Annotated in this window: 28 protein-coding genes; 21 read left to right on the plus strand and 7 right to left on the minus strand. The window is 41.1% G+C overall.

Translation table 11 applies throughout. The features are described from left to right. Positions 1 to 14: 14 nt before the first annotated feature. From gyrA to lenA, 3 genes are all read left to right on the plus strand, one after another. Positions 15 to 2,519, plus strand: coding sequence for a DNA gyrase subunit A (gene gyrA, locus JWG45_RS06385; RefSeq protein WP_205278919.1), 2,505 nt, complete (start codon positions 15 to 17; stop codon positions 2,517 to 2,519). Between the two features lie 4 nt (positions 2,520 to 2,523). Beyond that, complete coding sequence (gene dusB, locus JWG45_RS06390) at positions 2,524 to 3,480, plus strand: tRNA dihydrouridine synthase DusB (RefSeq protein ID WP_205278920.1); 957 nt, start codon at positions 2,524 to 2,526, stop codon at positions 3,478 to 3,480. Positions 3,481 to 3,722: 242 nt separating this feature from the next. After that, positions 3,723 to 4,466: a lipoprotein LenA gene (gene lenA / locus JWG45_RS06395; protein ID WP_205278921.1), complete on the plus strand. Its 744-nt coding sequence runs from the start codon at positions 3,723 to 3,725 to the stop codon at positions 4,464 to 4,466. Between the two features lie 131 nt (positions 4,467 to 4,597). On the opposite strand, the gene JWG45_RS06400 is transcribed toward lenA, so the two are convergent. Beyond that, positions 4,598 to 5,161: a lipoprotein LipL21 gene (locus tag JWG45_RS06400; RefSeq protein ID WP_100784522.1), complete on the minus strand. Its 564-nt coding sequence runs from the start codon at positions 5,159 to 5,161 to the stop codon at positions 4,598 to 4,600. A gap of 138 nt (positions 5,162 to 5,299) precedes the next feature. Here JWG45_RS06400 and JWG45_RS06405 point away from each other — a divergent pair, with 138 nt between their 5' ends. Both JWG45_RS06405 and JWG45_RS06410 read left to right on the plus strand, forming a co-directional pair. Next, positions 5,300 to 6,853 (plus strand): LIC10012 family protein, encoded by a 1,554-nt coding sequence (locus JWG45_RS06405; RefSeq protein ID WP_205278974.1) that lies wholly within the window; start codon positions 5,300 to 5,302, stop codon positions 6,851 to 6,853. Between the two features lie 23 nt (positions 6,854 to 6,876). Beyond that, on the plus strand, positions 6,877 to 7,746 hold the full coding sequence (locus JWG45_RS06410) for a sigma-54-dependent Fis family transcriptional regulator (RefSeq protein ID WP_205278922.1): 870 nt from the start codon (positions 6,877 to 6,879) through the stop codon (positions 7,744 to 7,746). Here the strand turns inward: JWG45_RS06410 and holA are convergent. Next, positions 7,712 to 8,800 carry a DNA polymerase III subunit delta gene (gene holA / locus JWG45_RS06415; RefSeq protein ID WP_205278923.1) on the minus strand — a complete coding sequence of 363 codons (1,089 nt, stop codon included), beginning with the start codon at positions 8,798 to 8,800 and terminating at the stop codon, positions 7,712 to 7,714. The genes JWG45_RS06410 and holA overlap by 35 nt on opposite strands. A gap of 86 nt (positions 8,801 to 8,886) precedes the next feature. On the opposite strand from holA, the gene JWG45_RS06420 reads away from it, so the two are divergent. Then, positions 8,887 to 9,102 carry a hypothetical protein gene (locus tag JWG45_RS06420; protein WP_205278924.1) on the plus strand — a complete coding sequence of 72 codons (216 nt, stop codon included), beginning with the start codon at positions 8,887 to 8,889 and terminating at the stop codon, positions 9,100 to 9,102. Here JWG45_RS06420 and JWG45_RS06425 read toward each other — a convergent pair. Next, positions 9,093 to 9,656, minus strand: coding sequence for a nucleoside triphosphate pyrophosphatase (locus JWG45_RS06425; protein ID WP_205278925.1), 564 nt, complete (start codon positions 9,654 to 9,656; stop codon positions 9,093 to 9,095). The two genes, JWG45_RS06420 and JWG45_RS06425, sit on opposite strands and share 10 nt — an antisense overlap. A 60-nt stretch (positions 9,657 to 9,716) precedes the next feature. Here JWG45_RS06425 and JWG45_RS06430 point away from each other — a divergent pair, with 60 nt between their 5' ends. The 5 genes from JWG45_RS06430 to JWG45_RS06450 all read left to right on the plus strand — a co-directional run bounded on the left by JWG45_RS06430 (position 9,717) and on the right by JWG45_RS06450 (position 14,306). After that, positions 9,717 to 10,601: a hypothetical protein gene (locus tag JWG45_RS06430; protein ID WP_205278926.1), complete on the plus strand. Its 885-nt coding sequence runs from the start codon at positions 9,717 to 9,719 to the stop codon at positions 10,599 to 10,601. A 9-nt stretch (positions 10,602 to 10,610) separates the two neighbouring features. Further along, complete coding sequence (locus JWG45_RS06435; protein ID WP_205278927.1) at positions 10,611 to 11,108, plus strand: hypothetical protein; 498 nt, start codon at positions 10,611 to 10,613, stop codon at positions 11,106 to 11,108. 6 nt (positions 11,109 to 11,114) lie between these two features. Next, positions 11,115 to 11,858, plus strand: coding sequence for an SDR family NAD(P)-dependent oxidoreductase (locus tag JWG45_RS06440; RefSeq protein ID WP_205278928.1), 744 nt, complete (start codon positions 11,115 to 11,117; stop codon positions 11,856 to 11,858). Positions 11,859 to 11,876: 18 nt separating this feature from the next. Further along, positions 11,877 to 12,485 (plus strand): L-threonylcarbamoyladenylate synthase, encoded by a 609-nt coding sequence (locus JWG45_RS06445; protein ID WP_205278929.1) that lies wholly within the window; start codon positions 11,877 to 11,879, stop codon positions 12,483 to 12,485. Between the two features lie 129 nt (positions 12,486 to 12,614). Further along, a complete protein-coding gene (locus JWG45_RS06450; RefSeq protein ID WP_205278930.1) occupies positions 12,615 to 14,306 on the plus strand; it encodes an FG-GAP-like repeat-containing protein in 1,692 nt (563 codons plus the stop codon). Here the strand turns inward: JWG45_RS06450 and JWG45_RS06455 are convergent, their stop codons facing one another. Continuing rightward, the gene (locus JWG45_RS06455; protein ID WP_205278931.1) at positions 14,307 to 14,663 is read right to left on the minus strand and encodes an arsenate reductase family protein; all 357 of its coding nucleotides are present in this window, start codon (positions 14,661 to 14,663) and stop codon (positions 14,307 to 14,309) included. A gap of 180 nt (positions 14,664 to 14,843) precedes the next feature. Here JWG45_RS06455 and fliG point away from each other — a divergent pair, with 180 nt between their 5' ends. The 7 genes from fliG to JWG45_RS06490 all read left to right on the plus strand — a co-directional run bounded on the left by fliG (position 14,844) and on the right by JWG45_RS06490 (position 19,972). Continuing rightward, positions 14,844 to 15,857 carry a flagellar motor switch protein FliG gene (fliG, locus tag JWG45_RS06460; RefSeq protein ID WP_069605674.1) on the plus strand — a complete coding sequence of 338 codons (1,014 nt, stop codon included), beginning with the start codon at positions 14,844 to 14,846 and terminating at the stop codon, positions 15,855 to 15,857. 139 nt (positions 15,858 to 15,996) lie between these two features. Further along, entirely contained in the window at positions 15,997 to 16,185 is a 189-nt protein-coding gene (locus tag JWG45_RS06465; RefSeq protein ID WP_205278932.1) for a hypothetical protein, read from the plus strand. A 289-nt stretch (positions 16,186 to 16,474) separates the two neighbouring features. Further along, complete coding sequence (locus JWG45_RS06470) at positions 16,475 to 16,666, plus strand: hypothetical protein (protein ID WP_205278933.1); 192 nt, start codon at positions 16,475 to 16,477, stop codon at positions 16,664 to 16,666. Between the two features lie 384 nt (positions 16,667 to 17,050). Further along, positions 17,051 to 17,545, plus strand: a complete 495-nt coding sequence (locus JWG45_RS06475; RefSeq protein WP_332476322.1) for a hypothetical protein — start codon at positions 17,051 to 17,053, stop codon at positions 17,543 to 17,545. Then, positions 17,517 to 18,761: an LIC10025 family lipoprotein gene (locus JWG45_RS06480; RefSeq protein WP_205278934.1), complete on the plus strand. Its 1,245-nt coding sequence runs from the start codon at positions 17,517 to 17,519 to the stop codon at positions 18,759 to 18,761. Before JWG45_RS06475 ends, JWG45_RS06480 begins: the two co-directional genes overlap by 29 nt. A 145-nt stretch (positions 18,762 to 18,906) precedes the next feature. Then, a complete protein-coding gene (locus tag JWG45_RS06485) occupies positions 18,907 to 19,611 on the plus strand; it encodes a urate hydroxylase PuuD (protein ID WP_205278935.1) in 705 nt (234 codons plus the stop codon). A gap of 4 nt (positions 19,612 to 19,615) precedes the next feature. Further along, complete coding sequence (locus JWG45_RS06490; RefSeq protein ID WP_408611608.1) at positions 19,616 to 19,972, plus strand: c-type cytochrome; 357 nt, start codon at positions 19,616 to 19,618, stop codon at positions 19,970 to 19,972. A gap of 169 nt (positions 19,973 to 20,141) precedes the next feature. Here the strand turns inward: JWG45_RS06490 and JWG45_RS06495 are convergent, their stop codons facing one another. Genes JWG45_RS06495 through JWG45_RS06505 form a run of 3 tightly spaced genes read right to left on the minus strand, consistent with a single transcriptional unit; the run spans position 20,142 to position 23,940 of the window. Continuing rightward, positions 20,142 to 20,990, minus strand: coding sequence for an inositol monophosphatase family protein (locus JWG45_RS06495; protein WP_205278937.1), 849 nt, complete (start codon positions 20,988 to 20,990; stop codon positions 20,142 to 20,144). Between the two features lie 20 nt (positions 20,991 to 21,010). After that, positions 21,011 to 21,922, minus strand: coding sequence for an LIC_10030 family protein (locus JWG45_RS06500; protein ID WP_205278938.1), 912 nt, complete (start codon positions 21,920 to 21,922; stop codon positions 21,011 to 21,013). Between the two features lie 41 nt (positions 21,923 to 21,963). Continuing rightward, positions 21,964 to 23,940 carry a beta-galactosidase gene (locus JWG45_RS06505; RefSeq protein WP_205278939.1) on the minus strand — a complete coding sequence of 659 codons (1,977 nt, stop codon included), beginning with the start codon at positions 23,938 to 23,940 and terminating at the stop codon, positions 21,964 to 21,966. 200 nt (positions 23,941 to 24,140) lie between these two features. On the opposite strand from JWG45_RS06505, the gene JWG45_RS06510 reads away from it, so the two are divergent. Genes JWG45_RS06510 through tsaB form a run of 3 tightly spaced genes read left to right on the plus strand, consistent with a single transcriptional unit; the run spans position 24,141 to position 26,195 of the window. Then, on the plus strand, positions 24,141 to 24,998 hold the full coding sequence (locus JWG45_RS06510; protein WP_205278940.1) for an Hsp33 family molecular chaperone HslO: 858 nt from the start codon (positions 24,141 to 24,143) through the stop codon (positions 24,996 to 24,998). 7 nt (positions 24,999 to 25,005) lie between these two features. Further along, entirely contained in the window at positions 25,006 to 25,518 is a 513-nt protein-coding gene (tsaE, locus tag JWG45_RS06515; protein ID WP_205278941.1) for a tRNA (adenosine(37)-N6)-threonylcarbamoyltransferase complex ATPase subunit type 1 TsaE, read from the plus strand. After that, positions 25,515 to 26,195, plus strand: coding sequence for a tRNA (adenosine(37)-N6)-threonylcarbamoyltransferase complex dimerization subunit type 1 TsaB (tsaB, locus tag JWG45_RS06520; RefSeq protein WP_205278942.1), 681 nt, complete (start codon positions 25,515 to 25,517; stop codon positions 26,193 to 26,195). Before tsaE ends, tsaB begins: the two co-directional genes overlap by 4 nt. Positions 26,196 to 26,200 lie beyond the last annotated feature (5 nt).

Raw genomic sequence — 26,200 nt, forward strand, 5'->3', positions numbered from 1 at the left:
AAGGGAATTCAGAAATGAGTCAAGAGATGGAAAACGAAACAAAAGTCCTAAGCTACAATATTGCAGGAAAACCGGATATCGCGGAAGCGTTGAGAAACGGAGTCCGAGTAATTCCTGTGGAAATCGAAGACCAAATGAAAGAGGCGTATCTTGGGTACGCAATGTCCGTTATCGTAGGACGCGCGCTTCCGGACGTCAGAGACGGTTTAAAACCAGTTCATAGAAGAATTCTTCACGCCATGAATGAGCGTGCTTGGAGAAGCGATCGACCTTACGTAAAATGCGCTAAGATCGTCGGGGAAGTAATCGGTAACTACCACCCGCACGGTGACGCTTCCGTTTACGAAGCTCTCGTAAGAATGGTGCAGGATTTCTCTTTGAGAGTGCCTTTAATCGACGGACAAGGAAACTTCGGTTCCATCGACGGTGATAATCCGGCCGCCTATCGTTATACCGAAGCACGGCTTGAAAAGGTCGCCGAAGAACTTTTGCGAGATATCGAAAAAGACACCGTAAGTTTTTCACCTAACTATGATGATACGAAACAACAACCGGACGTACTTCCGGCAAATTTTCCTAATCTTCTCGTAAACGGTTCTTCCGGAATTGCGGTGGGAATGGCGACTAACATTCCTCCCCACAACCTGAAAGAAACGATCGAAGCCGTTATTGCAGTGATTCGAAATCCTGAAATTACGATTCCTGAAATTCTTAAAATCATTCCCGGTCCCGATTTCCCGACTTCCGGGATTATCATCGGTGGAGAAGGATTGATCTCCGCATACACGACTGGAAAAGGTTCGATTCGAATTCGATCCAAGGTCGATATTGAAGAAAAGAAAAACGGAAGGGAAGTAATCGTTGTAACGGAGATTCCGTATCAAGTCAACAAGAAGGTACTTCTCGAAAAAATCGGAGATCTTGTTAACGATAAACAGATCGAGGGAATTTCCGAAATTTTAGATCTTTCCGATCGTAAGGGAATTCGAGTAGAAATTCATATTAAAAAAGATGCAAATGCTCAGGTTATTTTAAATCAACTTTATAAGATGACCCAGCTTCAGGTGAGTTACGGAATCACGATGCTTGCGATTTTGGATAACAAGCCGAAAATTTTTAATATCAAGGAAATTCTCACCGCATATTCCGCTCACAGAAGAGTCGTAATTGTAAGAAGAACTCAGTTTGATTTAGACAAAGCCGAAAAACGCGCGCATATTTTAGAAGGTTTGAAAATCGCCTTAGAAAATATCGAAGACGTAATTAAAGTGATTCGCGCTTCTAAAAACCCCGCTGAAGCAAAAGAACAATTGATGTTGAAGTTCAGTCTTTCCGACGTTCAGACGGATGCGATTCTCGAGATGAGATTGCAAAGACTTACTTCCCTCGAAGTCCAAAAAATCATCGATGAATTGGAAGAAGTCAGAAAGCTTATCGTAGATTTAAAAGACATTCTCGCGAAGCCGTCCCGCGTAAACGATATCGTCTGTACGGAACTTCAAGAAGTCGGGGATAAATACGGTACAAAAAGAAAGACTGAAATTTCTTTTGAAAGTATCGAAAGTTCGTCTTTTAACGCAGAGGATTTAATCGCTGATGAAGAGATCGTGATTCAGATTACATACGACCAATTCGTCAAACGTCTTCCGATCGATACTTTCAAAAGGCAAAAACGCGGCGGAAAGGGAATTCAAGGTCTTTCACAGAAACGAGACGATGTGATCAAAATCATGAAAGCCGCGATGACCCATGATAGTATCATGTTCTTTTCCAATATCGGTAAAGTTTATGTGATGAAAGCTTATGAACTCCCGATTGCATCCAAGGAAGCGCGTGGAAAATCCTTAAAAGCGATCATCAACTTAAGAGAAGACGAATACATTTCCTCCATTTTTGCGTTTAGGGAAGAGGATATGGATAAGGATCTTCTTCTCGTTACTAGAAAGGGTTTTATCAAGCGGATCCATCTCAACGAATTCAGTAACGTAAAAAAATCGGGGATTATTGCGATCGGGCTTCGTGACGGAGACGACCTTATCAAAGTCGAAGCGATCAATGATAAGGATGAAGTGATCATCTTCTCGAGAAAAGGTTTAGCGTTAAGAATCGAAGGAAACATTATTCGCCCTCAAGGCCGTACTGCGAGTGGCGTCACCGGTATGCGACTTTCGGAGGACGACGCGATTGTAGGTCTCAGCAAATTTAAAGAAGGTGAAGACATTTTCGTTGTTTCCGAGGAAGGTTACGGAAAACGTCTCGGCTTCGAAGAATTCGCCGCTAAAGGAAGGGGCGGAAAAGGAATGGCTTACTTGAAAGTCACTGACAAAAACGGCTTCTCCGTAGGAACCGGATCCGTGGGTGCTGAGGATGAAATCATTCTGATCACCCAGCAAGGTATGACGATTCGAATTAACGCATTCGATATTTCTAAACTCGGAAGGACTGCCGTCGGCGTACGTCTTGTCGATTTGAAAGACAATGACAAAGTTCAAGACTTTACCGTTCTAGGAGAAAGTTAAGAAAATGATTCAGATCGGAAATGTTACGATCCCAGGGAGAATTTCTCTTTCTCCGATGGCGGGCATTTCCGATTCTCCCACTCGTAGAATTTGTAGAAAGTTCGGAGCCGCATTTTCTTATACTGAATTTGTAAATACGGATGAAATTATTCATAAGGCGCCGAAAGCCTTAAAGATGTTTCAATTTCATCCGGAAGAAAGACCGATCACATTTCAGATTTTTGGAAATCGACTCGAGGTGATCGCGGAAGCTGCGGAAATCATCCAAGAACTAAAACCAGATATCATCGATCTCAATATGGGCTGCTCCACTCGGAAGGTTTCTCTTCGAGGCGCTGGCGCCGGTCTATTGCGAAAACCTGCACATTCAGGAAAAATTATAGAGGCAATCAAAAAAAGAGTCTCCGTACCAGTCACCGCTAAGATTAGAATCGGCTGGGATTCTGAAAGTCGTAATTATCTTGAGGTTGCAAAGATTCTGGAGAATTCAGGAATCGATGCGTTAACCGTCCATGGAAGAACCAAAGAGATGGCGTATACAGGACTCGCTGATTGGGATGCGATCGGAGAAGTAAAAACGAAAGTTAAAATTCCGGTTTTCGGCAATGGAGATATTAAAACTTTTCAGGAAGCGCAACGAAAAATTCAGGAATACAAAGTCGATGGAGTTCTCATCGGAAGAAACGCAATCGGAAACCCTTGGATTTTCTCTGAAATCAAAAAGGAAGAATTGTCCTGGGAAGAAATCAGAAAAGTGGTTTTAGAACATCTTCGATGGATGATGGAAAGTTTTGGCGAAGAATTCGGTATTCTCCTTTTTAGAAAACATCTCGTGAAATATCTTTCTGGTTTAGAGTTCGATCCACTCTGGAAATCGGAGCTCTTAGAAATCAGGGAATATGCTCGTTTTGAGGAACTTTTGATTTCCCTTAGATCCGGCACTTCCTTAGTACTGCATTGATGTAACATTCCATATTTGGAAAGTACGATTCTTTCATTGCCTCTCTTCCTAAACACCCCCAGTCAATAAGAATTCGATAATTCTCTTATATCTCTTCTTCCTTATAAAAAAAGTAATCTAAAACGGACTTTTACTCTTAGATGTTCTGAGGTAAACGTGAGTTTTAGAAGTGCATTCTAAGCGTTTTTCTTGACTATTTTAGATCCATCAGCGATAACTTCGCGAAACGGAGAAATTACTTTATGAAACTTGTAAAAATATTCTTAGTTCTCTCTTTTGCTTTGTTAGTTTCTAACGCCTGCAAAAAGGAAGAAAAGAAAGACGTTCCGCAAATACTCGGAACTAGATTTGCGAATTACGACCAATGGATTTATAAAACTCCTGGCACCGACAAAAAGGAAGATCAAGTCACTCTTGTCTATGGAATGGAGGAAGTTACCGGACTGGAAACCGTCGAGGCTCAAATCCCGACGAAGGATAAAAAGGGTACGGTTTCCGCTACCTTTTTAAAAGTTAGAACCGTGGAAAACAAAGAAGGTTATGCCCCGGTAAAAAACTTTTCGGAAAACGTATATTTTGTTTTGAACGCGAGTGAGGATGCATTCGTGAAACCGACAATCACCGCAAACACGAAAGGTAAATTGAAACGAGGAATGTATTGTTTAGAACAAGAAATCATCGGAGAATTCTCGAAAGTAACTTGTTACGATTCTATTCTCGAAGAAGAAAAGCTTACAAATTATTATGATGTGTGGATCAAGACAGCTTCTCCACATTTGAGTAAGGACGCGCTTTTGGGAGAAACAATTAAACTTTTAAAAAAGGCGAGTCAGGAATTAGCGAAGTACAATTCAGCAACGGAAGAAGAGAAATCGAAAATTCTTAGCTCGGCTACCGAAGCTCTGAAAAAAGCGGCTTCCAAACAGGATGAATTTTCTTCGGATATCAGCAATCTTGCGAGTAAGTTTAATATTTCCTTGGAGTAATGAAAACCCGAGTTTAAACTAAGCCGGTAGACTCTGATTGAAAGATGTTTCTATCCGACCGAGTCTTGGGCAATAAAAAAACCCCGCTTTTAAGGGCGGGGTTCATCAAACGAATATTCTAAAAAATCAGATTACTGTTTGTTGGAAACTTCTTGTGCTTTCGCTACCAGAGCATCTTTTCCACCAGGAAATTTTGCATAGATAACACACTGACATTCTTCCCAGTTGTCTTTAGAAACGTCTTTTGGATCAGAACCGGAACCAGTTGCTTTACATTCGTAAACCCCAACTCCTTTTACAACCCCTTGAGACTGAGAAACGATTACGGAAGCGGTAGCTTCACCATCGGATACGCCGGAAGCGGCTTCTACAGTTTCACCAACCATCTTCTTCACAACGTCAGATGCACCTTGAAGTCTAGAAGCTTCACGGCAAGTTGATTGCATCATAGCTTGACTTTTCTTAGCTACTGCTTTAGCGGATGCTCTGGAGGAAAATTTAATATAGTACCAGTCTTTTGGAGCAGTATCTCTTGGTGTTTTTCCGTCGTTTCTTTGTTCTGGAGCTCCACCCCATCCTTCAAATGTCCATCCGCCGTCACCGACAGTCGTTGCATCTTTTTGTCCAGTGTCGGTGCTGGAGCAAGCTGCAAAAATCATTGTTGCTACAGATAGAGCGATAAGTCTATTGATCATTATTTTCTCCTTGATCTACTAAAAGAAAAAATCTAATACTTCGCCGAGTTTATGCAACACATTTTTTAATAGGTTGCTTTGAAAGATAGATTTCCCTAAATGAATATCAGAGAGAGATTTGCGTCGCACTATTTATTTATGTTAAGAAATTTATTATTTTTATTACTTTTCTTGGCTCATCCATTGCTCGCTACGAGTATAATTTTTCTTCCGGGAAAGATAGAGGGTAACCTGCCGAATTCTTTTCAAAGAATCAATGACAGACCGCAAGAAATTTCCAAATTTGGGGCTTTTTACGCAAACCTGCTCTTAAGGGCCAAAGTAGAGACAACGGAGAGGATTCAGGATAAGGAACATTTTGAAAAATTTCGAATCGCTCATTTTGGAAAGGAAGACTTTTCGAAAATTTGCTCCACATTTTCAGCGGATATCGTAGTTCGTGACGAACTGAATTTTCAGAATCAAATTTCTCTCGATCGAGCTGTTTATAATTGTACACAGAAACAATTGGATGAACTTCATCTTTCGGAAAAGTCCGATCTTTTTAGTCTGATGCGTTCTATGACGGAGAAATCGTTTCCTTGGATCCCATCTAAAAAGAGACAGATCGCTCAATCTTATTCAAAAAAATCGTCAAAAGGGTTGATTTTCGTTATTGATCTCTCCCCGTCTTTTCAAAGGGAAAGAGACGAATGGGTTCAATTCGTAAAAAATGCCTCTTGGGAGTCGATGACCGGAATCAGAGTTGCGACTTTTACCGAAGGAAAAACTACGATTCTTCCAAAACCGGGTTCACTTTCGGAGCTAAGGACGCAAATTTCCAATTTGAGGTCGGGTGGAAAGTCTTCTTTAGAAGATCTGTCGGACGCATTGATCAGCGTAAAAAGAATTCTTCTTCAATCCGGACCAAAATCGCAAACGCTTCAGGACATAATCGTGCTGACCAATGCGAAGGGAAAAATTCCGAATCCGACTCTTTCCTCAATTTTGCAGGATCTACAATCCGGAGGTTACGGAGTTCGTTTTTTTACGGCCCCTTATTTTTCACTCTCACAGACTCAGTTTTATAAGGGAATTCTCCGGAAAGATAGTTTCTACGAAATTACGTATTCTCGAAAAGTAAGTACGGCGAAGGATTCAAAGACGTTGGTCTTTCGCGGAAGAAAGATTTATTTTACATATTCCGAATTGTCTCCGGGACAATCGATTTCCGAGTCTTCTTTAAATCAGGTTTCCTATTCCGGAAAGTATACCGAGTCGGAATCGATCAACCCTCTAAATTTTACGGAAATTTACGCGGAGCTGACTGGGGATAAAATTCTCGCTTCGGAGCCTCTGCAAGACAATTTGAGTTTTCTGCTTTCCAACATTCTTTTAAAGGACGAGTTCAAATCGGAAGGACCGGAAATATTGGTTAAGTCGGGTGAGAAAGCATTTTGGGTTTCTTTACCGACCGGAATCAAAGCGCCGGAAATCGAAGAGCAAGTAAGTTATCAAACGACTTATGTTCCATCAGACGGATCCGTGGATGGGGTGAGTAATCTTGCCGGTCTAACGGAAGTGTATAAAGGGAATCCTTCTCAAATTCTGGAATGTACGCCTGTCCAGGTTAGAAATTATTTTCAGAATACGAACAAAAGTTCCTTCGATTGTATCGTCCGAGGTCGGGTTCTACAGGTCAAAGGATTATAAACTTTTACTTAAGGGATCCTCATTTGAATTCCGACGAACATATTTTTATCAGCAACGCTTCGACTTCGGTTAAAATATTAGATCGACTCAAATCTTTTTCCCAAAATCGAATGCCTTTGTTCCTCACCGGCGGGCCCGGAACGGGGAAAACTTTCATTTCTAGGTTGATCGCAAAATTTTCGGGAAAGGAGCCTGAGGTTCGAATCTTGGAATCCGAAAACCTGGAAAACGAATCGACACTTGAAAAAGCTCTTTCCGAAGATCAAAACACTTACTTCGTATTTAAGAATTTTACGAAGTTTCCAAAGGAAGCTCAAGCCTACCTGCTAAAGCGACTTCGTGAGAATCAAACGGATTCGAGATTCCTCTTTTTATCCGGAAAAGAATGGAAGCAAAAGCTCGAAGCGGGTGAAATCTTAGAATCCCTTTATCTCGAAATTTCCAATTACAGATTGGATCTTCCCGATCTACGGGAAAGAAAGGAAGATATCCCGCTTCTTATCAAACATTTTCTTGAGGTATTATCCGATAAATACAAAAGAAAGGAAACTCGATTGAGCGAAAAACTCTATCACTTCCTTTTGAATTACGATTTTCCGGGAAACATAAGACAGTTGAGAAATCTTTTGGAGAGTATGGTTTCCTTGTTTCCGGTTCGTATTTTAGATACAAAACACCTCCCACCGCAGATGTTTGAACCTTCTTACGTTTATAAAGAATTTATAGAGGTTAGAACCGGTATTCCGCTCAGAGATTATGAAAGAGAAATTATAAAGAAAAATCTGATCCTCGTAAACGGAAATCGAGAAAAGGCGGCCAGAATTTTGGGAATTTCCGAAAGAACGATTTATAGAAAAATTATAGAATTCGATCTTTCCGGCGAAGCAGAATAAAAAAATCCTCCATCTTCCGATTGAAATGGAATTCCGATTCTTCTTTTTCAGATCCTGTTTTGATTCGAATATTCATATCGATGATAAAGTCATAAAGTTCTCCGATAATCTTATCGGAAAAAAAAGCGGCTTCTTTTCTGAGACGATTTCTGACAAAATTTTTTCTAGCGGGACTATAGGACTGAATGTCCAAATATTCATAAATCTCTTCGTCGGAAAGCGTGGCTTCGTATTTTTTTGAAATGATTTTGTATTTCCGCAGCTGATCGATTCTTTCCTTTAAGATCGTAAAAAATAGAAGTAGAGAATCTTTTCCTTTTTGGAACTTTCTAAATTCCTTAAAAAAACGAATCCGGTCCGACTCCATAAAAAAATCGACTAAACCGCTCGAGTTGAGTTCGGAGTTAAAAAAGAGCACGTCTTCGATATCTTGTTTATTAAAAACTTTTTTACTAAGATATAGTTTTAGTTTGGAAAGGGATTGTAGATAAGCTCCCATGGAAGGAGGAATTTTGTGCAGAAATTCATCCATCGCATCTTCTTCCAATTGAACGCCGATTTCTTTGCAAGCCTGGAGAAGCCCGCCTTTGGTTTCGTTTGGATAAAAATTCTTAGTTTTGATAAGATGGGCTTTTCCACCGAATAGTTGTAAAACTTTGCTCGGCACTTCCCAGTGATTGTAATGAACTAAAAGCTGAATCGATTCCGGAAAATCAGAGAATCTTTTTTGTAAGGATTCGTTGTTTTTTCCTTTTCCGCCGGAAACGGGCTTAAAAAAATCCAGACCCGATTTGATGATAAACAATTTCCGATTGGAAAACATATCGAGATTAAAGGCTTCGGATTGAAATCTTTCGAAGTCTCCTGGTTCCGAAACAAAGATTACGATTTCGATAGACTCGCCGGTTTTTCGAATCGCTTCCTTATATTTTTCCGCAAGAATCTCGAACTCGTAAGATTCTTTAGCGGCTACGAAAACGATGGAAGGCAAATTCTTTCCAAAGTCGGAAAGAAACTCGATCGAATTTTTATATTCTTTTGTTTTTGCGGCCATTGGTTTCGGGGAAGAATTCGATTTGTTACCGAAAAAATCGGAACATTTCACTTAAGCTAAGGAATTGATTCTCCGAAGAATAGAATATGAACATCAGTTCCGGAGTCCAGAGGATTTCTTTTCCAGGAGAAGGTTTGGCTTATGTCAGTCCGGCTCGTCTTGGAGGAAGAGTCGAGGCCGTGGAGCGTATTCAAAGGGAAGATTTTAATCCTGATCGAAGTTTTCCTGGTAAAAATTTCGCTCGCCCTCCCGCAGACGCTCCATCTCAGTCTCGTGGAAGTCTGATCGATTTCTACGCTTGATTTCCCTTCAGATATTTTTCCCATAATTTGTGATATTGAAAAAACATTCGGATCGGAAACCCGAGAATGTTCGTATAAGATCCTTCGTATTCTTTCACTGGGCCGTTCGAATCCTGAATTCCATAACTTCCCGCCTTATCAAATGGAGAATGAGTTTCCACGTATTTCCGGATTTGATCGCGATTCCAATTTTGAAAAGTGACTTTGGAAGAATCGAAAGCGAATTGTTCCAAACCTCGATCGTAGATTCCCAAACCTGAATAAACGATATGTGTGGTTCCGGATAAGCTCTCTAAGATTTCTACGGCTTCCTGAAAATCGGACGGTTTTTGAAGAATTCTATGATTTTGAACGACGATGGTATCACAAGATACGAGCAATTCGGAGGCTGACTTCGTACCGAGTTTGGATAATGTGATCCTTTTGAGATATTCTAAAGGGCTTTCCTTTACAAAAGAACTTTCGTCGACGTCTTCCGGCTCGACCCGAAAATCCAGATCCAGCGATTCCAAAACCTGTTTTCTGCGAGGGGATCTGGATCTAAGGACGATCATAGATCCACAGTTTGAGAAAAGCCTTGCTTTGCACCCGTTTTCCTGTCGATATTGGTATGGATGAAAGAGAATCAAAAATCATCTTATCTTCGCGCTTTTTTCTGTTTCCTATTTCTACTTTCAATCGGTCCTATTCTCTCTCAAGAAAAAACGAACGATCCAAAGAATTCCAATGAAAATACAAAGATCAGTTCCGAGAAAGATTTGGTTGAAACCGGAAAGTTAGAATCCGTTCGTAAAAAAGCCTTTCTCGGCTTAAAGGGGATTCGAACCTCTCTTTTGAACTTTGGAAAAAAACAAGATCTAGATAAAATTACGGCGGATTATGGACAGGCTGAAACTTCGTATCTCAGAGCGGAGTATTCTGCGGCAACGACAGGATTTGAGAACGTCTACAAAGCACTCGTTCCTCTGGAAGAAATTTTGAGAAGAGATTACGAGACAAAGGCGATTCAACTGGGGCAAGAGCTGGCTCCTATGATCGTCGCGATTCGATTGGATCAGAAAAATAGAAATCGCAACATTCTCCCGGTTTTAGAAAAATATTATGTTCGTTCTGGGGAGACCGCAAAAACTTCAGTAAGAGAATTGGGAAAAGGGGAACGTACGACTGCTTTGTATTTTCAAAAACAAGCATTGATTTCCCTCTATCAAATTAAAATTCTTCTTGGAAAGAGGGAAGATTCCGCAATTTCGCTTTCGGATCGAATTTCAAAAAACAGAATTCTAGAAACGGATTATTTAAAACCGGACGAGTTGATCTACTGGGATGATGCGGAAAACAAGCTTCATTCCGAGTCTGAGGAAGAAAGAAAGAAGGATCGAATTCGAACCTTGAAATCCTATGAGTGGAAACTCGGGATTTCATCCGGTAAACTTCAGAAAGAAAACGAATCGAAAAACGATTCTCCGTCTCCCGAGAAACAAAATAGTACAAAACCTTAATATTTTAAGATGAAGTTCATGAGCTCACCCTATTTAAGAAAAATTTTCGCATTCTTTTTAATCGCAATTTTGCTACCATCGTGTAGAAGAGGAAGTTTTGATCGTGTAAAAGAACAAAGCTTCCAATATCTTTGCAAAGAATACCTGCTCTTCTGCGATAAGATCATCACTAAAATCGATATGTTTGATTGTGATCCCCTGCACAACACTTATGAAAGCGATGGAGCACATTATATCAATAGAGAAGTTCTTGTTGACGACTTAACGATCGAAAAAGATGAAAGGGGTGTCGAAATTTTCGATCCATATTCGGATAAAAAACCTAAGAAAGAAAAAACCCGTGATACTAGTTCGGACTTTGGAAAGAATATTAGAATCGATTCTAGAAAACTGATCCGCACTTTCGATACGGAACGCGGAAAACGTCCCGAGGGCGCGACGAACGAAGAATCGATAGAGAATATAAGACCTTGTTATCCGGTAAAACCAAAATACAATCAGGAGTAAATACAATTGAACGATCTATTCAATTTAAAAAATAAAACGGTTCTTGTTACGGGGTCCACCCGAGGAATCGGAAAATACTTTGCCCAGGGATTTAAAGAAGCCGGAGCTATCGTTTACGGAACGGGTTCTTCGGAGGAATCGGTAAAAAAATTTGCGGGCACTGGCATCAAAGGTTTCGCTGCGGACATTCGTCAGCCGGACGCGATGACTTCTATCATCGAATCCATTGTAAAAGAACACGGTAAACTGGATGTTTTGGTGAACAACGCCGGGATCGCGGCAAACAAACCGGCCGCTTTTTTAAAAGAAGACGAGATCGAATCGATCATTCAGACTAACTTCACCGGAGTTTTTAGAACCTGTGCTTCGTATTATAAAATTCATAAAAAGAAAGGCGGAAATATCATCAACGTTGCTTCCATTCTTGGAATGAGAGGAACTAAATTTGCATCCGTTTATTCCGGTACGAAAGGCGCGGTTATCAACATGACGAGGGCCCTGGCTGTCGAATGGATCGGATCCGGTTATCGAGTCAACGCGATATGCCCTGGTTTTATCGATACCGATATGACGGAGATGATCAAAGAAAAACCGGAAGTGATGGAACAGATGGTAAAGGCGATTCCGATGGGGAGAATGGGGAAGCCGGAAGATTTAGTCGGAGCCGCGATTTATCTCGCGAGCGATGCTTCTGCCTATGTTACAGGTCAAACGATCGTTGTGGACGGGGGAATAACCGCGGGACTTTGAAAAAGAGTCTAATCACTGATGATCGTTTTTCTTCATCCAATCAATCCTGAAAAAAGAAAACTCCAACAGATTTCAGAAAATCTGTTGGAGGGGAAGGTTTATATTTTTCCAACTGACACTGTTTATGCGCTCGTTGCAGATTCTCAATCAAAGATTGGTGTGGAAAAATTATACGAACTGAAGAATATTCCGAAAAATCAGCCTCTTTCCCTTCTTTGTCCAAACATTTCCGTGGCTTCGAATTACATTGAATACCTTCCGAATGAAGCGTTTCGTTTAATGAAAAAACTTACGCCGGGACCGTTTACTTTTATTATTCGAGCGAATAAACACCTTCCTCGAGTCTCCTTTTCCAATCAGAAAGAAAAACAAATCGGAATTAGAATTCCCGACGCGATCTATTTGCAAGAATTGATGAAAATCCATCCGAATCCGCTTACTTCCACTTCTGTTTTCGCAAACGACGAGTTTATCATTGAAGTAGAATCCTTAGAGGAAATTTATGGATCGCGGATTGAAGCAATTATAGACGGTGGAATTGTCGATGTGGAGCTCTCGACTATTCTGGACGTTACCGGGGACGAACTTATTGTTCAAAGAGAAGGTAAGGGCTCGGAGCTTTTATAAATCTTTTTAAGTACTTCGATCTTGTACATTCCTTCCGAAAAGAAATTCAATTTTTCTAAACGAAAATTCGTCCACTGATATGGATTTCGCTTTAATTTTTAGTAAATATATTATCGACTACCCTTAAATATGCGATTCAATATTTTTCTCATTCTTATAAACGTATTGCTTTTGTCGTCCTGCGCGGTGAAGTCCATGGAAAATTTATGTGACGGAACCGGATCTTTATTTTATAAGAATCTGATAGTGAGTTTCTTTGTGAACGGAGGTGAAGCGAATTCTTGCGGAGTTAGCTTCAGTGAAGCGTTGCAGCCGCCACGTCTTCTAAGCGTTGGTCCAAAAGGGCTTTTAAACTCTGGCTTTATTTCAGGAGATTTCGATTCTTCCATTACTGGAGTGGAGGTTTCTTTAGATTCAGGTCCGTATACCGGTGCGAAAATATGGGGAGCGCAGTGGAAATTTCAGCTTCCGGCGGCCGGAGTTCCTTCCACAATTCCTGATTCCGGAATTTGGAAGGATTGGAGTTTGCATACGATTTCCATACGATCAGTTTCAAACAACGGACGTAAGTCTCTTCCTTTCACTGTAACCTTACAAAAAGGTTTGAATAAAGATATCAATGGAGACGGTTATCCGGATGCTTTGATAGGGTCTCAGAATTCGGCCCGGGCAAGAGCCTATCTTTCGCTGGGAGAAGGAAAAGGTTTGGACGGAACTCCAATAACGACGATTAATGGAGTCGGCGGTTTTGGTTACTCGGTAGTACTGAGTGATATTGACGGTGATGGTTATGCGGATGCGGCCGTCTCAAACGCCGCCGCCAATTTTGCGATCTATCGATCCTTAGGTGGATCAGGCGGACTTTCCCTTACTCAGTTGACCCCAACTACGGTTGGAACTGGAATCTTAAATCTTGCCGCCGGAGATATTAACGGCGACGGATTTTCGGATCTTCTCGTTGGATCCCCTTATGACGCCGGAAACAACGGGGCTGTTTACGTTTTTACATCCAATGCAATCATTGGTCAAGGAGTCAGTTTCGTTCAGCAGATGAATAATCCTGGGCTTGCCGGTAGCAATCAATTCTACGGCTATTCGGTCGCTCTTGGAGATATCAATGGGGATCGGAAATCCGATGCTTTGATAGGGGCAGTCGGTTCCGGTCAAAACGGGGCGCTCTTTGTACATCTTTCTCAAGGCAACACGTTAGCTACGCTTTCTCAATTACTTCCTGGTTCCATAACCAATAACTGGTATGCAAATTCTGCAGCGACTGCGGACATCAATAGAGACGGTCTTTCCGATTTAGTTCTGGGAGCCTATCAAGAGCCGTCGACTTCGGGGAGAACGTATCTGTACCTTTCCAATGGCGGACTTCTTACAAATGCATTGAACAGTCCCGTCGCTGGTTTTGCCGGTTCACAATCGGGAACTTCCGTGGCTTCGGGCGATATCAACGGCGACGGATTTCTCGATATTCTAAATGGAGGTTATTCTTACACGAGCGCATTTCCGGCACAAGGATGCGTTCAAACGTTCTTGTATGATGGAAATCTTTCTACGCTTGCTTCTACTCATTTAAACTTTTTAACTCAAGACGTGAATCAGGGAAACATGGGAAATGTGATTAGTGCTGGAGATATCAATGGAGACGGATTTGCGGATTTCTTAGTAGGAGCTCCAAATTCAATCGGAGGAGGCGCCTTTGTCGGTAAAGCCTATCTCTACATTTCGGACGGGGCCACAGGTTACGTTTCAGCGCCTCAAGTTCTTAACGACCCCGATGCCACGGGGGCTTTTGGAAGTTCGGTCGATTTGTAACTAACGGATTTCCTTTTTCCAGTCCTCTTCTTTAAAACCTACAAAGCCGAAACCTTCGCCAAGGACAAAAGGACGTTTAACTAAATTTCCGTTTTTAGAAAGAAGATCCAATTGGTCCTCTAAAGGCATTGTGGCTAACTTATCTTTCAGACCCAATTCTTTGTAATCACCACCGGAGGTGTTGAAGAGTTTTTTAGAATCGTTTCCGACATATTTTAGCATCGTCTTGAGTTCTGTTTTTTTGGGTGGCGTTTCTCGAATCGGAAGAACTTCCAATTCAACTTTTTTACCGGAAAGGTATTTAAGAGCGTTTCTGCAAGTGTTGCAGTTTTTATATTCGTAAACTTTGAGTTTCAATGGAATTCTCCTGCTCCGATTGTTTTTACGTCTCGAGAAAGGTCAAGTTTTCTGAGATAGACTCCTTCAAAAGGAAGAATCCGTTCTTTTCTGCGGAACAAAATTCTTCTCCGATCCCAAAAATCTTTTCATTGAAAAGAACCGTTTTAACCGATAGGATTCATACAGGTAGACTCGGAAGTGCTCAATAAGAAGACAAATTTAACCGGAAGACAAAAGGCCGCAATTTTTCTCATCGCGGTCGGTAGCGAAGTGTCTTCGGAGATTTTTAAGCACCTCCGAGAAGATGAAATCGAACAGATTACGTTTGAGATCGCCCGTCTTGATAAAATCACTCCGGAAGATAAGGAGAAAGTTTTAGTAGAATTCAACGAGCTCATGATGGCTCAAGAGTTTATCTCAAACGGCGGTATCGACTTTGCCCGTGGTCTTTTGGAAAAAGCGCTTGGAAATCAGAAAGCGATCGATATCATCAATCGTCTTACCTCTTCTTTGCAGGTAAGACCTTTCGACTTTATTCGAAGAACGGACCCGCAGCACTTATTAAACTTTATCCAGAACGAACACCCTCAGACCATCGCCTTGATTCTTTCCTATTTGGATCCGCAGAAGGCTTCGAATATTCTTTCCAACTTACCTCACACGATCCAAGCCGAAGTCGCAAAACGAATCGCAACGATGGACCGGGTGAGTCCGGACGTATTGAGAGAAGTGGAGCGGGTTCTTGAAAGAAAACTCTCTACACTGGCTTCGGAAGACTATACTTCTGCCGGTGGTATAGATTCCGTCGTCGAGATTTTGAACTTGGTCGACCGGGGAACGGAAAAGACAATCATCGAAGCTTTGGAAGAAGAAGATCCAGAGCTTGCCGAAGAGATCAAAAAACGGATGTTCGTCTTCGAAGATATCGTCCTCTTGGATGACCGCGCGATTCAAAAAGTGATGCGAGAAGTGGATAACTCAGACCTCGCAAAAGCGTTGAAATCGGTCGATACAGAGGTTCAGGAAAAAATCTTTAAAAACATGTCTAAGCGCGCGGCGAACCTGTTGCGCGAAGATATGGACTTTATGGGCCCGATCCGGATCAAAGACGTGGAAGACGCTCAGCAAAAAATCGTAAACATCATTCGTAAATTGGAAGACGCAGGTGAAATCGTGGTGGCCCGTGCGGGTGAAGACGAACTTGTTATGTGATTCGATCTTTTATTTTCTTTTTGACTAAGAAATTTCCATCGCAGGATTCCGAATTTGTTGAGCGATGGTCTCAAAATCCGGATTCTAAAGAACTTTATAATCTACTTATCCTTTTTGCTCGTGCAATAGTTCCGAAATTTTGGATCTGATAAAAGCGGAGTGGAAAGTGATCCGAGACAATCAGCTCGATCTCAATCCGAATCAGAGGATCGCATTCTTAAATTCTTATTTTTCCGAAATGGAAAAGATAGCTTATCGATCGGCAGGTTTTGTGGACAAATGTGTAAGTGCGGCCGTCTTCGCGTTGTTCGCTGATTACGATGATTGAGTCGATATAGAAAATTTTAATTTCGCGGACAAAGCTCGATTTCAAGATTTGGACAATTTTCGTTTTTCAATCCGGAATGATTCAAAACGATTTGCTGCCCCTCCCGGATGGAACTTAGAAATCAGAATCAACGCGGGATCGTTGATTTTAGGAACGGTAGGATCCGATCGATGAATGGGTACTGTAGTTTAGCAAAGGTGATCAATTCTGCTTTCGCGCTACGATCTCTTACATCCCTTTATCAAAGTAAAATTCTGATTCTCATCATACCTACTTTCAACTAAAGAGAATGAGCGAGGTTGGGATTAGACTGATAGAGACTGAATTTGTAAAAGGAAGAAAACAACCCGTAGACATTTATGAAGTTTATGAAAGCGGTTTGGAAGAGTTTAGAGAGTTCAAATTCAAAGACGTATTTTCGGAAGAGTTGTACGAATGCAAAGTGGGAGAATTTTGCCAAGCATCGATGAATTTCGATTAATTGTATCGTGAAGAACCAAGAGATATTTTTTTGAAAAGATATCTAAAACGATGCAAACTTTATTCGACAAAGCCTTCCAATCTTCTTTGCATAACCTTAATCACAGATAAGAGGAGATACGACGAGAATCGTCCCGAGAGGAAAGGAATTTTGTAGGAGTTCCTACACGAAAATTTTTTCTTGCGAAATTAGAATTTTGTGATAGAGAAAAGTCTCCGGAATTTTTCCACCACCCGCCCCGCCACCCGAAAATCGGGCGGGGCGCGCGACTTTTACGGAAGATTTGTCGTGGTTCCGACAGATTTTTTTAAGATCTGGCAATTTGTGATAAGGCTGTGATTCATTGGGCCGATGTTTTCCGTTATCAGACCAGGTAGGAATCAGATGATGAAGTGGCTTTTGTTGTTATCTTTCAGTTTTTTTTCGATCTCAATTTTTTCTTCCGATCTTCCCGATTTTCAGGTCAGGGATCAAAGGGGACGTAAACTCAATTCCAAAAATCTAAAAGGAAAAACTTCGATGTTCTTAGGTTGCGGATTTCGGGATATCGTTCTTTGTAGAAAACACGGAAGAAAGATTTATTGGAGAATGCAGAATCTCATCGATGAGTCCAAAGACGAGATAGAATTTGTGGCGTTCATCGATTTACGAAACGCACCTGAAATGGTCTATTCTTATATCCAGGAGAATGAATCAAAAAATTACGAATCGGTTTTTTTTGATGAGACGGGAATTTTATCTTCCGGTATTAAACCGAATTTTTCCTGGTTAAGAATTTTTTCAGGGAACAAGAAGTTGATCTATGAATCTTATTATCAGACGCTAGACGATAGCACGGTGGATAAACTCTATGAAATCATTCGAAAGCAAAGAAAGTAACCACCGCCGGATTCTTCTCTGGATTTTAATTGGATTTTTAACATACAATTGTGTTCAAAAAAAACCGAATCAAGCTGCCTATTGGCAGGAATACCTTTCTTTTCAAAAAGCTCTTTCGATAGAATATCCTTCGGGTGGAATTCGAAATGCACTCTATGGGAATTTGACTTCTGCCGACGAGTCCTTTCTTCAGGAAAAGGAAGGGATTCTCTCAATCGATTTTTATCTTCGTAAAACCGATCGTGGATTTCAATCCGTTCTAACAACTGAAAAGCCACCAGATAATTCTCCGTACAAGATTCATGTGGATTACGTTCCTTCTTCTTTTAAGGATCAAAAAACATATCGAATGAAAAGAAAAACTGAATCGATTCTTCCAGCTTTTAGTTATCATGAATTTTTTTCCCACGTGGATCAATTGCAGAACTATTTTCGTTCTAACGCGGATCTTTCCACAAAATTCGAGAAAATTTCCGCCGCACACCGCTACCTTTGTTCCGTTTCCAATTGTGATGTCGGCCGGTCAGAAAATTCTTCGTGGCTTATGTATGAAGTCGACGAATCCACCGGTAAAAGATTCCCCGAATTTTATAAGAAGATGCTTAAACTTTTAAATCAAACTTCTTATCGAATTACAATTTTTAAATCCGGAGATTTTTTGAGCGGAATTGAACTTTATAATGAAAAAACAAAAACATTCTTAAAAATTCCGGATACACCTCCCGGTTACTGGCTCAGACCCGAAACTCTTCACATTCGAGTTTCCTTATTCATTCAAGCATACGGTCTAAAAATTGATATTAGAAGTTTAGGATATAAGCTTCGTTTTTTTTCATCTAAGAATTATGAAAAGATGACGGGAGAATTTTCAAAAATTCCCGAAAAGAAAATAAGCGGAAGATTCTTACAAATTTTTCCGCCTGGAATGGTGAACTGGTTTATTCCGGGTAATATCGAAGAATACTTTGATAATTTTTTTACGCTTCTTGTTCACGGATCCGATGGAAACGGAGGAAATAGATTTGTCTCGGAATCTTATCGAACTGGAAATAAAGTTACGGTTACGTTAAGATCCGAGTCCGAAATTTTTCGAGAGCGTTTTAAACTCTTCCAATCGAACGGAGAAAAAGACGACTCCCCATCTTTTTTTGAAGTGTTGGAAAAAGTTTTAATCGAGGATCTGCGAAAATTTCCGGAAACTACTTCATCCTTTTAGAAGTGGATTTTATTTTCTCTTTAAAATTAGAATCTTTCTAAAGTGCTTGACTGAGCGTCTAATTTCCAGGATTTATTTTTAGTTCAGGCGCTTGGTTTCTTTAAGCGTTTAAAAAATCAAATTCTATCGATGAATTGGAGGTATTATGGAAGGGATTGCTCTCTTTACAAATCAAGGTTTGTATTTCATCTTCAAATGGATACATTTCCTCGCGGGCGTTGCCTGGATCGGCCTACTTTGGTACATTAACTTCGTACAAGGATCTTTCTTCGCTGAGACGGATGCGGATACAAAGAAAAAAGCGACTCAACAATTAGTTCCGCGCGTACTCTGGTGGTTCCGTTGGGGCGCGATGTTTACGTTCTTAAGCGGTTGGACGATGATCGGGATCTCCCTTTATAACGGAACTACTCTTTCTTCCGGTCAGTGGCTCGCAATCATTCTTGGTGGAGGACTTTTAGGTTCTCTTATGTGGTTTAACGTTTGGTTTGTGATCTGGCCCGCACAAAAAGTTGTGATCGCGGCAGCAAAAGGGGAAACCGCAGAAAATCCCGCTCCAAGAGCTGCGAGAGGTCTTCTTGCTTCAAGAACCAACACATTGTTATCCATTCCTATGTTGTTCCTTATGGGCGCTGCGAGAAACTTAACTGTTTCCGTAGACGTTACCGGTTCGGAAGCTCATACGTTTTTGGGTGTGATTCTGGTTCTTCTCGCATTGGTTGAAACAAACGCGTTAACCGCAACGCCTGAGAGCGCTACTTTTAAGCCGATTAAAACCGTAAAGGGCGTCATCACGTCAGGGTTTGTTCTTACCTTGATTATCTACATTCTTCTTGAGGTTCTTCTTTAATTCAATGGGGAGAATGAATATTAGAGGCGGAATTTTCCGCCTCCTGTTTTTCTCTGGGATTTTGGTTTTGATTTTTGCCAATTGTAAGGAAGAGAATCTGACTCCCGAACAAAAGTTACTCACTCAGGGAAAAGGTTTGTATGTGGCGAATTGTTCGGCTTGTCACAATCAAAATCCAGCGTTGGACGGAGCTGTCGGACCGGCGATTCAAGGTTCGAATTTTGAATTGTTAAAGGCAAGAATTGTGAGCGGCGCTTATCCGCCGGGATATACGCCGAAACGTTCTAGCCAGTTAATGACTCGGCTTCCGCTCAACGACGAACAGATTCGAAGTATCGAAGCGTATTTAAACGCACCTTAAAGAAATTCTACATTGGGAAGAAGAAATTCATTCCCAATGTCTTCTTTAATATGCTCTGAAATCAAATTGATTCCAGAGTTTCGAATTTTCCGATTATTTTTTTGATAGATTTAAAAATGTCATACAACGTGTCTCGAAAAGTTTATCGCAATGAACTCGTTGAAAGTTTTTAGTTCCTGCCGATCGAGTCTCTTACGTTTCTCATGATATCCACAATCTGAGAATGAATTCTTCCATTCGATACTACAACTTCCGAATTTCCGGATAAGAATCGTTTTCCACCGAAGTCGGTCACCTTTCCACCCGCTTCTGTAAGAATGACAGAGCTCGCGGCGGTGTCCCAGAGTTTTACGCCCTTTTCCCAAATACCGTCTAACAAACCTTCTGCGACCCAGCAAGAATCGAGAACAAAGGATCCGGTTCTTCTCATGGACCGACCGCAACTGATAAATGCAGTGATATCGGAAATCACTTCGTTTAATATTTCTTTTCTGTTTGTAGGAAAGCTCGGAACGAGCATAGCGCGTGCAAGGGATTCAGTATTGGAAACGTCGATTCTAAGTCCGTTTTTAAAAGCGCCTTGAGAAAGAATGGCAGAATACTTGGTATTTAGCCCAGGAACAAAAACGACACCCGCAACCGGAGATTCTCTATGCTCCAAGCCAATCGAAACACAATACAAAGGAATTCCACGGACGAAGTTCATGGAACCGTCGATAGGATCTAAAACCCAACGAAAAGAATTTGTCCCTTCGTGTTTGTAATTGTCTTCCGAAAGAATCGAATCGGAGGGAAAATTTTGTCTGAGATATTCAACAATGAATTTTCCCATCATCTCGTCGGCTTTATGAATTTGATCTTTCTCTTCGGCTTCGGTAGAAAAAGCGAAAGCCTTTAAATCCTTCTGAAGTTTCAAAGCGGATTCGATAAAAATTCCGGAGACAGATTGAACAGATTTGATCCTGCGTTTGATTTCCTCTAAAGGAAAATCAATGGGAGGGGCAAGTGGTTGGTCCATGGGTTTCTCTTCAAAAAAGATTACTTTCGTTTTAGGATTTTCCAAAGCATATTACCGGAGGGAGTTACGTCCCTTTCCGTTCCAAAAGAACGAAGCCAGTTATGCAAAGGTTCCTGTATTACTGAATCTATAGTCATGCTTTCCGGCGACAACAAAAGATCAATCAAATGCCGTATGGTCGAAAATTGACTAAAAATTCTTTCTTGAGAGCCGTCCAAAAAACGAGAACTGATCGAATGAAATTCGACGTCGATCGGCTCAAAGACCTTACCCGGTTGCCAGACATCCTTTGTTATGTTCAGAATCGAATGAATCAATGAGATCTGTTTTGAATAATCGACGTCGTCAAAGAGTTCGGAATACGTGTGTTGAATCTTATTAAAAGCCGGAACGGTATCCACATCCACCATAAATTCTGTCTCTTTGTATTGGCGGGTCAGAAAATTCACGATCTGTTCACTTTCGATTTCTAAAGAATCTAAGGGAAGAATTCTCGCTAGGAAATAAATTTTTTGAGTTCGAACCGACGCCGTTTTTCCCTGAGCGGGTTGTTTTACAAACATCGACGCTGGAGATCCTCCGAGATAGGAAAGAAAAAAACTCACGACAAAGATAAATTTTTTATCTTCGTTTTCCTGATTCGAAGGTAGCGGTTTTACCAAAAACAATTGATTCGAATTTTTCTTAGGCTTTGCCTCCGGAAGCACATGACAACCTGCGATCAATTCCGGAATGAGTTGTTCGGCTTGCAGGAGAAATTCCTTAGCCGCGGAGAATTCAACCCCGTATACGGAAGTGGGTGGAAGAATATAACTTTCCTCGAATTTCAAAAAAGGCGTATGTAAATTGTCTACAAAAATTTCGTAAGGACGATTTTGACCGGAAGCGGACGCAAGAATTCGGTTCAGCTCTTCGACTTGATTTAGCTCCAACAATTTCTTTCCTTTCTACTTCTTTTCAACAACAGTTCGATTTATTTATTTTTAACAATAATCCTAACTTCATAAGGATCGAGAATTTTGAAACCAGCTAAATTCTTTTTACCGGAATGATTGATAAAAATCTCATAATTCTTTTTTCTTCCATTTCGGTTTAATTTTTCCACGCTTGGTCCATAAAACGTAAACGGAATTTTCGCTTCCTTTAAAATACGACGATAGAGAAGCATAAAACTCAAAGGTTCCAAGGATGCGCCGATATAAATAACTCTTCCTTTATGATAAGAATTTGCCGTAATTATAGGTTGTCCTTTATAGAATTTTCTTTTGTCCGTGTAACGAGCCCAGACTTCAGCGGTTGTGGGTTCTAAGATTTCGCAAATTTTAGAACACGTTCCGGGAAAGAGGCGGAACTTAAACTTTACTTTTTGATTTCCGACCGCTTCGAACTTTCGAACTTTCACACCGGCCATTTCCGTAAACGGTCCCGGGATTTGAGAATCATACATCCAGCCGTTTAAATCTTTAGCCCCGGTTCTATATCCTAAAACAAGCGTTCCCCCTTCTTTCACAAAGCTTTCGAGTTTCTGAAAAATGGAATCGGTCACCATCGTGTACATCGGAAGTATGATGATCTTATAATCTTTGAAGTCGATTTTGGAGGCAGGACGAAAGTGCGTGTTTACGTTGAGAACGTTCATCCCAGAAAACCAAGTTGCCATTTCGACGTCATAGCCGAGTTGAGCCCAAGGAACCGGAGAATACTTGAGTCCGGTGGAAATCGGCTGGTGTTTCCAGTTTCTCGCATTTTCGATGTCGTGAACAACCGCAACCTGTGCTGGAAATAATTCTTCCACAAAGTCGTCTGCATATTCGCTCATTTCTTCGATTCCCTTTTGAAGTTCGAAATAGCGCTGAGTCTTTTCCTTATCGTGATCTAAGATTCCGTAGCAGAGTTGTTCCTGACCGAAACGAGCGGTTCGATAACGAAAAAAATAGATCGAGTTAGAGCCGTGAACGATCGAATGCTTCATCCAGAGTTTTGTTTGCCCCGGCGCGGGAAGATATCCTAAAAGATCGTGTCCCTGGAATCCGGAAATTTGTTCCATCACTGTGAATGGGAGATTCTTCAAACCTCGATTGTATTGCTGCATAGCAGCGATAAAGGGATGTGGAAACGGCTCTTCTTGTTCTCCCCAAGTCGGATAATTATCCCATGATATGTAATCCAAGTAAGTCGCAAGCTCGGCCATGTCAATGATGGGAAGAAAAGGAGAAGGATAAAGATTCGTTGTAAGAGGTCTTCCCACCGAGAATTTTCTTAAGATCTGCGCTTGAAGCTTTACGAAATCAACGATCGTATCGGAATGAAAACGATAGAAGTCCTGGATCATGGAGGGATGAAAGTTGCTCGAAACGTGCGCGCCTGGAATTGGAATTTCATCGAAAGAATTATAGAGAACTCCCCAAAATACGTTTCCCCAAGTTTGGTTGAGATTGTGAATCGTTTTGTATTTGTTTTTCAACCAAACTCGAAAGGCTTTTAAGGAGGTAATCGAATGATCGATATCGGAACCTTCGTGGCCGATTTCATTATCGATTTGCCATCCGATTACCGCGGGGTGATTTCCGAAATGTTTCGCCATCGCAGTAACGATCTTTTCCGCAGCCTTTCTATAATCCGGAGATGAGAAACAGGCTTGTCTTCTCGTTCCGATGGTTCTTTTGATTCCATCCCGCTCTTGTATTATGTCTGGAAATTTCTTTACCAACCAGGGCGGAAAGGTAGCGGTGGGAGTTCCAAGGATCGCCGTCATTCCGTTCTTTTGAATCAGATTTAAGATCTTGTCAAAGAAGGAAAAATCATATTTCCCTTCTTTGGGCTCCATGAGCGCCCAACCGAACTCTGCGAGTCTAACCGAGGAAAGACCCATCTCTTTCATGATCCGAATGTCTTCCTCCCAATCTTTTTGCGTCCATTGTTCCGGATAATAATCTGCGCCGAATATCATTCCAAATCTCCTTTTAGTTCCGGAAAGAGATTTCAAAGGATGGCTTCAATCTGAAAAGAAAGAAAACCGCAATTCTCGGAAGTCTAAAAGAAAAAATACTGTCTTTTCCGGGGAAAGTCTGAGAGGATACGAATGACGTAGAGATTATTTTACTTCTGCGCGTAACCGAATTCTCGGTTATTCCACCACAGAAGGATTCCATGCACAACCAGGACTCACTGATATACGGAATTTTACCGGATGTTCACTTCCGATATTCCGCGACCGAAATTTCATATTCCGTAACAGCGGCTTCCAATTTACACAACTTAGACGACGCTAACACTGAACTTTTAGCTAGAGCTATGATCGGGGCTTTTTTTCTAGCGGATCAAATCAAGGAAGATACAAAGGTAAGCTTACAAATCCAATTCAACGAAGATTCTCCCATTCACTCGGTTCTTGCCTACAGCGATCGTAAGGGAAGAATGAAGGCCGTTTTAAGAGCCAGACCGGAGGAAAATATCGAAGCTGGTCAGCTCATGGAAGACTATTCCGGAATTTTGAAAGTTTTCCGCTGGAAGGACGGAGCCTGTATCTATCAATCGGTCGTTCCGTATCAGAATCGAAGTTTCGAAGAGAATTTTCAAAATTATCTCAATAGCTCGGAACAGATCAGTTGTTTTGTGACGATCTCCATAAAAAAGACGGGATTTCATTGGGACGTAAGAGGAATCTTGCTCCAATCTCTTCCCGAGGCTAAGGAAGAACACATTCAAAAAATCGCAAGTCTTTCAACCGAGATCAATGAAAATGTGAACGATTTTTTAGGTAAGGATATTTACAATTGCCTGAACAAAATCGGCGAAGTGACACGTTCTGCGGTTCAGATTTTAGAAGAAGGCCAACCCGAGTTCCGCTGTGATTGCTCCGAAGACAAAATTCGAGAGTTGATTCAGACGCTTGGAAAAGAAGAGGCTATGAATATTCTCGAAGAAGTCGGAATGATCGAAGTCACGTGCGAATTTTGTACTTCCGTTTATCGTTTTGAAAAAGAAAGGGTAAACGAATTATTTTGAGGAAGAATTGGAAATCGAATTTCAGAATCTAAGGTTGGAAGAATTAGACAAACCGGCATTTTTCCTTGCCACCTTGATAGAAACATCTTTGAAACAAAACTTATTTCCGGTCTTATTGTTTACCGGTTCTATGGGAGCCGGTAAAACTACGTTCACTTCGAAATTGGTAAAAAAAATCACACCTACAGCAAACGTTAATTCTCCAACATATACCTTGATCAATCAATATCCGATTTCGGATAGGAATGACTTTTTCCATCACTTTGACCTTCATCGATTGAAAAGCCGACAGGATTTGGAAGAATTAGGCTTCGAAGAAATTTGGGGAAAAAGTGGTGTATCGATCATAGAATGGTGGCAAATTGCAAACGAAGAAATCAGAGAATTACCACTCAAGATCCAAGTGGATTTTCAAATCGTCTCCGAAGAAGAAAGGAACATTACATTCAAAAGTGATGATATAGATTCTTACCCAATTCTTAAAAACATTTGGGATTCGTTGGAGAGGTATCCCGTATGAAGAAAATCCTTTTCTTTGACGCCACGAATCAATGGGTTTTAGTAGAATCGTTCCATCTGACTGACAAAGCCGATTTGGAAAACGTCGCTTCATATTCCGGAATTCATCCCAGAGAATCCTCTAAAGTTTTGATTCAGGAACTGCAAAATATTCTAAAAAAGTCGAGTTGGAAAAAACCCGATTTGATCGTTTGCGCGCTTGGTCCTGGATCTTTCACCGGTCTTCGAATTGCAGTAGCGACTGCGAGAAATTTGGCGCAACTTTGGAAAATTCCCGCGATCGGAATCGATAGTTTAAACGTTTATACTTCTTTCTATTTTCAGGAAGTCGGAGATCCCGTCGTTGTCGCTATCGAGGCAAAACAGAAAAAAATTTATTTCGCGATGGAAGATCAACGAGGTTTTTTTGGATCCATCGACGTAAAACCCGATGATATAATAGAGAGAATTCCCGAAGACCGCCTGCAGACATATTTGACCTCGCAAAAATATTCGGACAATCCGGCCTTTTTTGGAGGAATTTCGATTTTAGAAAATCTTCCGTCGGCTTCTTCCGTGATCCATCAAATCGGAGATCGAATCGAGGAAGCGCTGGAATATCCCGATCGTTATCCATATTGGAAGTTGGTTCCAAATTATGTTCGCGGAACCTATGTCGACGAAAAATCGACGGTTTAGTTATT

Source organism: Leptospira ainlahdjerensis, assembly GCF_016919175.1.
Lineage (GTDB): Bacteria > Spirochaetota > Leptospiria > Leptospirales > Leptospiraceae > Leptospira > Leptospira ainlahdjerensis.

Coding starts and splice junctions, on each gene's coding strand:
- JWG45_RS06480 (WP_205278934.1), top strand. CDS start 17,517: ATGAAATCATTCGAAAGCAAAGAAAGTAACCACCGCCGGATTCTTCTC.
- JWG45_RS06405 (WP_205278974.1), top strand. CDS start 5,300: ATGTTAAGAAATTTATTATTTTTATTACTTTTCTTGGCTCATCCATTG.
- JWG45_RS06510 (WP_205278940.1), top strand. CDS start 24,141: ATGCACAACCAGGACTCACTGATATACGGAATTTTACCGGATGTTCAC.
- JWG45_RS06485 (WP_205278935.1), top strand. CDS start 18,907: ATGGAAGGGATTGCTCTCTTTACAAATCAAGGTTTGTATTTCATCTTC.
- JWG45_RS06450 (WP_205278930.1), top strand. CDS start 12,615: ATGCGATTCAATATTTTTCTCATTCTTATAAACGTATTGCTTTTGTCG.
- JWG45_RS06490 (WP_408611608.1), top strand. CDS start 19,616: ATGGGGAGAATGAATATTAGAGGCGGAATTTTCCGCCTCCTGTTTTTC.
- JWG45_RS06400 (WP_100784522.1), bottom strand. CDS start 5,161: ATGATCAATAGACTTATCGCTCTATCTGTAGCAACAATGATTTTTGCA.
- JWG45_RS06470 (WP_205278933.1), top strand. CDS start 16,475: ATGAGCGAGGTTGGGATTAGACTGATAGAGACTGAATTTGTAAAAGGA.
- JWG45_RS06420 (WP_205278924.1), top strand. CDS start 8,887: ATGAACATCAGTTCCGGAGTCCAGAGGATTTCTTTTCCAGGAGAAGGT.
- lenA (WP_205278921.1), top strand. CDS start 3,723: ATGAAACTTGTAAAAATATTCTTAGTTCTCTCTTTTGCTTTGTTAGTT.
- JWG45_RS06505 (WP_205278939.1), bottom strand. CDS start 23,940: ATGATATTCGGCGCAGATTATTATCCGGAACAATGGACGCAAAAAGAT.
- JWG45_RS06445 (WP_205278929.1), top strand. CDS start 11,877: ATGATCGTTTTTCTTCATCCAATCAATCCTGAAAAAAGAAAACTCCAA.
- JWG45_RS06430 (WP_205278926.1), top strand. CDS start 9,717: ATGAAAGAGAATCAAAAATCATCTTATCTTCGCGCTTTTTTCTGTTTC.
- JWG45_RS06475 (WP_332476322.1), top strand. CDS start 17,051: ATGATGAAGTGGCTTTTGTTGTTATCTTTCAGTTTTTTTTCGATCTCA.
- JWG45_RS06495 (WP_205278937.1), bottom strand. CDS start 20,990: ATGGACCAACCACTTGCCCCTCCCATTGATTTTCCTTTAGAGGAAATC.
- JWG45_RS06425 (WP_205278925.1), bottom strand. CDS start 9,656: ATGATCGTCCTTAGATCCAGATCCCCTCGCAGAAAACAGGTTTTGGAA.
- holA (WP_205278923.1), bottom strand. CDS start 8,800: ATGGCCGCAAAAACAAAAGAATATAAAAATTCGATCGAGTTTCTTTCC.
- JWG45_RS06435 (WP_205278927.1), top strand. CDS start 10,611: ATGAAGTTCATGAGCTCACCCTATTTAAGAAAAATTTTCGCATTCTTT.
- dusB (WP_205278920.1), top strand. CDS start 2,524: ATGATTCAGATCGGAAATGTTACGATCCCAGGGAGAATTTCTCTTTCT.
- tsaB (WP_205278942.1), top strand. CDS start 25,515: ATGAAGAAAATCCTTTTCTTTGACGCCACGAATCAATGGGTTTTAGTA.
- gyrA (WP_205278919.1), top strand. CDS start 15: ATGAGTCAAGAGATGGAAAACGAAACAAAAGTCCTAAGCTACAATATT.